Annotated in this window: 5 protein-coding genes and 1 tRNA gene; 2 read left to right on the top strand and 4 right to left on the bottom strand. The window is 36.6% G+C overall.

What is annotated here, in order from left to right:
* Window positions 1-350 (bottom strand): Plug domain-containing protein (locus B3C16_RS08555; protein ID WP_291130917.1); only part of this gene is annotated, 350 nt, incomplete at its 3' end.
* Window positions 351-612: 262 nt separating this feature from the next.
* Here B3C16_RS08555 and B3C16_RS08550 point away from each other — a divergent pair.
* Complete coding sequence (locus B3C16_RS08550) at window positions 613-2,595, top strand: T9SS-dependent choice-of-anchor J family protein (protein ID WP_291130916.1); 1,983 nt, start codon at window positions 613-615, stop codon at window positions 2,593-2,595.
* A 143-nt stretch (window positions 2,596-2,738) separates the two neighbouring features.
* On the opposite strand, the gene B3C16_RS08545 is transcribed toward B3C16_RS08550, so the two are convergent.
* Both B3C16_RS08545 and B3C16_RS08540 read right to left on the bottom strand, forming a co-directional pair.
* Window positions 2,739-3,248, bottom strand: a complete 510-nt coding sequence (locus tag B3C16_RS08545) for a C40 family peptidase (protein WP_291130915.1) — start codon at window positions 3,246-3,248, stop codon at window positions 2,739-2,741.
* Between the two features lie 201 nt (window positions 3,249-3,449).
* A tRNA-Met gene (locus B3C16_RS08540) sits at window positions 3,450-3,514 on the bottom strand.
* Between the two features lie 121 nt (window positions 3,515-3,635).
* Between B3C16_RS08540 and B3C16_RS08535 the strand changes: the two genes are divergently transcribed.
* Window positions 3,636-4,856 (top strand): site-specific integrase, encoded by a 1,221-nt coding sequence (locus B3C16_RS08535; RefSeq protein WP_291130913.1) that lies wholly within the window; start codon window positions 3,636-3,638, stop codon window positions 4,854-4,856.
* A gap of 382 nt (window positions 4,857-5,238) precedes the next feature.
* Here the strand turns inward: B3C16_RS08535 and B3C16_RS08530 are convergent, their stop codons facing one another.
* On the bottom strand, window positions 5,239-5,778 hold the full coding sequence (locus B3C16_RS08530) for a hypothetical protein (protein ID WP_291130911.1): 540 nt from the start codon (window positions 5,776-5,778) through the stop codon (window positions 5,239-5,241).
* Window positions 5,779-5,911: the final 133 nt, after the last annotated feature.

Below are 5,911 nucleotides of genomic sequence, written 5' to 3'. Positions count from 1 at the left end.
ATACCATTTAAAGTAACATTGATGCGTGTACCATCTGTACCCCGCACCCTGAGACCTGTGTAACCCACTCCGGCACCGGCGTCAGAACTGGTAACGACTGATGGCGTCATTTGCAGTAAAACGGGTAAATCCTGTCCAAGATTCTGAACGTCAATATCCTTCTTGGTTAGATCAGTTTTGCTGAAAGGGCTTCGCGCACCTGCCCTTAAAGAACGAATCTCGACAGGTAGTAATTTCAGGGGGATTTTTGGGGTGAATTCCATAGAGTCGGTTTCCTGAGCGATACCACAAATTGCGGTAGCAGAAAACAGAGAACTTAAAATGATTTTTTTTCCGGAGGCCAGTACCATCGTATTGTTTTGGTTTAATAAAATAAATACGAGGCGCTTTAATACAGTACCTTAGCGTACTGTGTATTCCTAAACGGCATTATCCGTTCGAGGTTCAGCGGGTATAATCTCAGCCTGTATATTGGGCACCCCGTGCAATAAATTGTTTACTGCGCTGCAAAAGTAGAGGTAATTCTACCAAAGAGCAAAAAAAGAAAAAAAATAGTGCCGATTACTTTTTAATAAAAAAATCGCTAAATTGCAATTCTAAAATTATTTAACGATGAAAAAACTATTACTTGCACCTGCGTTATTGCTGGCCTTAAATTCGGCTAAAGCGCAACTTGCACTAGAAAATTTTTCGAGCACTTTGCCTGCAGGATGGGTTTTAATTAACAACGATGGTAAAACGTCAAATTTTACTACTGATGCTGCAATTAAAGCTGCTCTTACAGCAAATGCCTGGATTCCAATTGAATTAACTGCTGGTTCAGGAGACTTTTCCATGTTGTCCAGCTCAAAGTTCACTCCGGCGGGTACAGCTGACAGATGGTTGGTAACTCCGTCTTTTACAGTAACCAGTGCAAACACCATTTTTAAATGGCAAGACTGGAATCTTGGATCAGCTGAAAAGGTTCAGGTTTATATTTCTCCAACTGCAGGCACTACCGCGGCATCATTTACCACAAAATTGTATGATGCATTCGCAAGCAATAATGCGCTGACTAACCACGCTATTTCTCTTACTCCCTATAATGGCCAGACAGTTCGCTTGGCATTCAGAGAAAATAACACTGATGTTTGGGCTTATGTGATTGACAAGGTTCAATCATCTATTTTAGCAAATAAAAATGAAATGGCTTTATCCGGAGTATATCCTTCAGCAAATGCTGTGGGAAGATATACTCTTGTTGGCTCTACAATACCAGTTCAAGGATACATCACTAATAATGGCGCTGCGGATATAACATCTTTTACCGCAAAATATCAGGTAGGATCCGGCCCGGTTGTCAGTGAAGTAAAAACTGCGACAGTTATGCCTTTAGGTACTACTTCATTTACTTTTTCCACTCCAGTGACCGTATCGGCTGCCGGCGCTACCCCAACAATTAAAGTATGGGTAGAATTACCTGGTGATCCTATACAAACTAATGACACCTTAACGACTACATTCTTTGGTGTTCCGAAAATGCCAACTAAAAAACCATTGATTGAAGAAGGAACAGGTACATGGTGTGGATATTGTGTAAGAGGAACCGTTTATATGGATTCTATGGAAAAAGTGAACGCTCATAATGTAAGTTTAGTAGCGGTTCACAATAGCCCGTCTGATCCAATGCAGAACCCTGCTTATGACGCTTTTATGGGAACAAAAATCTCCGGCTATCCAAGTGCTTTATATGACAGGGCAGCAGTAGGTGATCCTTCAAATGCTTTCCAATATTACAATGGCTACACCAGCACTGTTGGATTTAGTATTAAAGGTCAGAAAAGCAATTTTGGTTTTGCTGATATGGGTTTAAAAACTACACTGTCCGGAACGACTGTTACTGCAAGAGGTTTTGTAAAACCTGTTCTTAGCATGAATGGTGGATTTAGTGTTGCTTTGGTTTTAACTGAAAATGGAGTTACTACCACAGCTTTGCAAACTAACTATTACAGTAATGCTAATCCAAGCGGTTCTGTAGGTACTTTGGCAAGTTCTTTGTACAACTTCAATACATTGCCTTACAAAGTAGCTTCTCCTCCATTGATATATAATGCGGTAGCACGTGGAATTTATCCAACTGCCACTGGTGGATCAGGAAGCCTTCCTGCAAGCATAACAGCCGGTGTTACTTACACTTATGATTTTGCACCAATCACATTGGATCCTTCATGGAAAACAGCAAACATGAGAGCAATCTTATTGTTTATCAACAATGCTGATGGTACAGTCCTGAATACTGAGAATGTTAAATTAGGAAGCAGCGCTGGTGCAACTTCAATTAAAGAAAATTATGTTGGTGTTAATGATGTTGAGGTTTATCCAAACCCTGCAAAAGAAATGGCAACGACTAAATTTAGCTTGATTGAAAAATCTAACGTTTCTATTGAAATTATTGACATGTCAGGAAAAGTTATAAAAACAATTGAAAACAAATCTTTCAATGCAGGAACTTATGAAATTCCTACAAGTGTTTCTGAACTTGCTTCTGGTTTGTATATGATTAAAATTGCGACTGACTTCGGTACTACTACAGAACGTCTTTCTGTAGTTAAATAATTTAATTTCCTTTCTTAAAAAAAGGCTATCCATTTGGATAGCCTTTTTTTTGTCTTACAAGCAGTATCTATGATACTCCAAACTTAGTATTAGACTTTTGCAATGATTCAGGAAGTCGAAAATTTGTGCAATATTCAGCAATATTATTTTCGGATGCGCCTTATTATCTTAAAACGTTGATGAAAATATTCTTCCCTTAAAGAGCTCATTGCAACTCCCTTACTGCCTGCATGTATGAACTTTATTGCTTTTTTGCGACCTGAAACGACAATGCCCACATGCCCGATTTGCTTATCCTTCTTTTCTGGTCCCTGAAAGAATATAAGATCTCCTGGTTTCGCCCTTTTAGAACGGATTCTTTTGCCACACAATGATTGAGCTAAAGCAGTACGAGGTATCTCCACACCAAAATGCTTATAACAATAGGATGTCAAACCAGAACAATCGAATCCTTTTGGTGTGCCGCCTCCCCATTTATATGGTACTGTCAATTGCTTGCACGCAAAATCAACCAAAGGCTTCATATGCTTTTTCTTTAGCGTGTAAATATTCTTTGTTGGAGCAGCATCCGACAACCTAAGCCTTGCACCCGTGCAAGAAGCCCAAAATATACCTGAAACGAAAAAGACAGCAGTAATAGATAATTTACCCATACACAGAAAGATCAAAAGTAGGGATATTATTTATGAGAAAAGTTAGCTTCATTACTATAGAATACCTCAAACTGAATCCAGGCAATAACTCTGAAGAATTTTATTGCAACTTTCACTGCAAGTTTTTTGGGAAAGTATTTCAGAAAACTTACGGGAAATAAAAAAGCCCTGATAGTTTTGTCTACCAAGGCTTCCGTAAAGTGGGCCCACTAGGACTTGAACCTAGGACCACCTGATTATGAGTCAGGTTTTTTGTGTATTGAAATGAATCAATTTGACTCTGTATCCCTTTATTATCAATATTATTAGCTAATTTTAATTTCATTTTTATACATAGAGATTCAATATTCTTGTGCAAATCTTGTGCAAATAATTTCAACTTTTAGCATGAATACAAACATTGTTATTTCATTAGATACACGTCGTCAAAAAAACGATGGAACATATCCCCTTATTCTACGGCTCGGTCACTTCGATAGAACTTTGCCAGTTCCAATAAGTATAAGCATTAAAAAGGTTGATTGGGACGAAGATAAGAGGCAAGTTAAGAAATCTTACACAGGCCTTGAAGGTTCTACAAGATTTAATAATAGAATACAGCAAAAAAGAATTGATGCCTTAAAGATTATTCAAAATCTGTACGATAAAGGAAAGCTTGAAGGCATGTCCATCCATGAGATCAAAAAGCAAATTTTGAACGAAAGCTCATCTGATTCGTTTGTCCATTTTGCAGAAGGTCTTATTACTGACCTTAAAGAGGCAAATAGATTTGGCACAGCATCAGCTTATAGCGATGCGCTTGCTGCTATAAAAAAGTTTAGTGGAATTGATAATCTGAAATTCGAAAGAGTATCGTTTGAATTTCTTACAAAATGGGAGACAGCGCATTTAGCAAAGGGCAATTCGATTAATGGCTTTTCAGCTTATCTACGAGCAATCCGAGCAATATTTAATAAAGCCATTAAAGCTGGTGTCGCGGCAAAAGAACTTTATCCTTTCGACGATTATAAATTAAAAGGTAAGCAAACAGCAAAACGAGCATTAAGCGCCGAATTGCTTAAGAAAATTATCAATAAAAAGTTCGATGCCGAAAGTCCATTGTTTAGTACAAGATGTTATTTCCTACTTAGCTACATGATGTATGGAATGAACTTTATTGACATGGCTTACTTGCGTAAAGAAAACATTGCTGATGGTAGAATTTATTACAGCAGAAGTAAGACAAGCCGACTATTTGATATAAAAATAACGCCTAACCTGGAAAAATTACTTTCATATTACATCACTAAATACCCTGAGTCCGAGTATGTTTTTCCGATTTTAAAAAGAGAGGAACCGGAATTGATGTACAAAGATGCTAAATGGGCAAGAAATAGATACAATGACAAATTAGATGATTTAGGCAAAGCCTGTAAGATTGATAAAAAGCTTACCAGCTATGTTAGCCGCCATTCATTTGCAACACAGGCAATGTTTCAGCAAATTCCGTTAGAAGCAATAAGTGCAATGCTTGGCCATAAGAGTTTAAAGACAACTCAGATTTATTTAGATAACTTACCAAATAGCATTCTTGATAAATACAATCATAAATTGGTTAAGGATATTTAAAAATGATTTAATGCGGGTTGTTCATCATAAGCTTTTTGAGCAGCTGCAGCTTCTACTGCAGTTTTCATAAGCACAGGGTCAGGATGAGATACTGTTGTATTATCTGCAGTACTTACTCTTCCGTATTGAGAACCAGTACCACTCCGAATACCTACGCTTGATTTTAATCTGCTTATTTACCCCTAAAAACAGCAAAGGCAACCCTTTGGCTGCCTTCTTTTTTTGCCTTTTGTTTTTTGACTTTTGTGTATTGACGAGGCTTTCAGGCTCTTGATTTGGGAAATCAATAAATCTGATACATTACCCAAAAATTTTAATGCTGATTTTCATTATTTATACTTGCAAAAACAGCCACCAACAAGATTGATACATTACCCAATTTCTAAACACCAATAACGGCGAAATCATTACTAATTAAATCTAAATCCAGCAGGTAGTTAGCATTATCCTCATCTAAAATAAATATCAACCCGTAACCTTCAAGAACTGGTAAAAATAATCCATTAAAATTATTTTGTGTTTTGAAAACTACCTTTGAGTCAATATTACCCCAAACAAAACATAAACTTTTATTATCATTATGCCATCTTAATGGATCGCTAATAAACTCTAAAAGAGTTGACAGTAAACTATCGTAAAATTTTTTTTGAGAAAAATCTATCCAATAGGAATTCATAATTTTCTTTTTGCAATTTTTCAATATATGGAATGCCAAATTATTAAGATAATAGACATATTCAGGTGGATAATCACCACAAATGCAAATTTCATTAATGTCATTGTTTAAGAATTCCATATCTATCTGAAGTCCAAAAATTTTTTTCCCAGGTAGGGCAAAATGCCTTTTAATGACAGGAAGATAAAAATCGAAGTGTTCTTGACGTAATTTCTTAAATTTTAACGTTTCTAATTTAGATATCATAATATTATTTTCTAAAGTATTTATATGCTTTTTCACCATAGGCTCCCCCCCAAATATAACCAAATATTCCACCTATTAAACCTCCAACCATTCCGCCTATAGCAATACCTAATGGTCCTCCAACAACCCCGAA

The sequence above is a fragment of the Flavobacterium sp. UBA7682 genome, from assembly GCF_002482945.1.
GTDB lineage: Bacteria > Bacteroidota > Bacteroidia > Flavobacteriales > Flavobacteriaceae > Flavobacterium.
The sequence above is the reverse complement of the archived record's forward strand: the minus strand, read 5'-3'. Positions and strand labels throughout refer to the sequence as shown.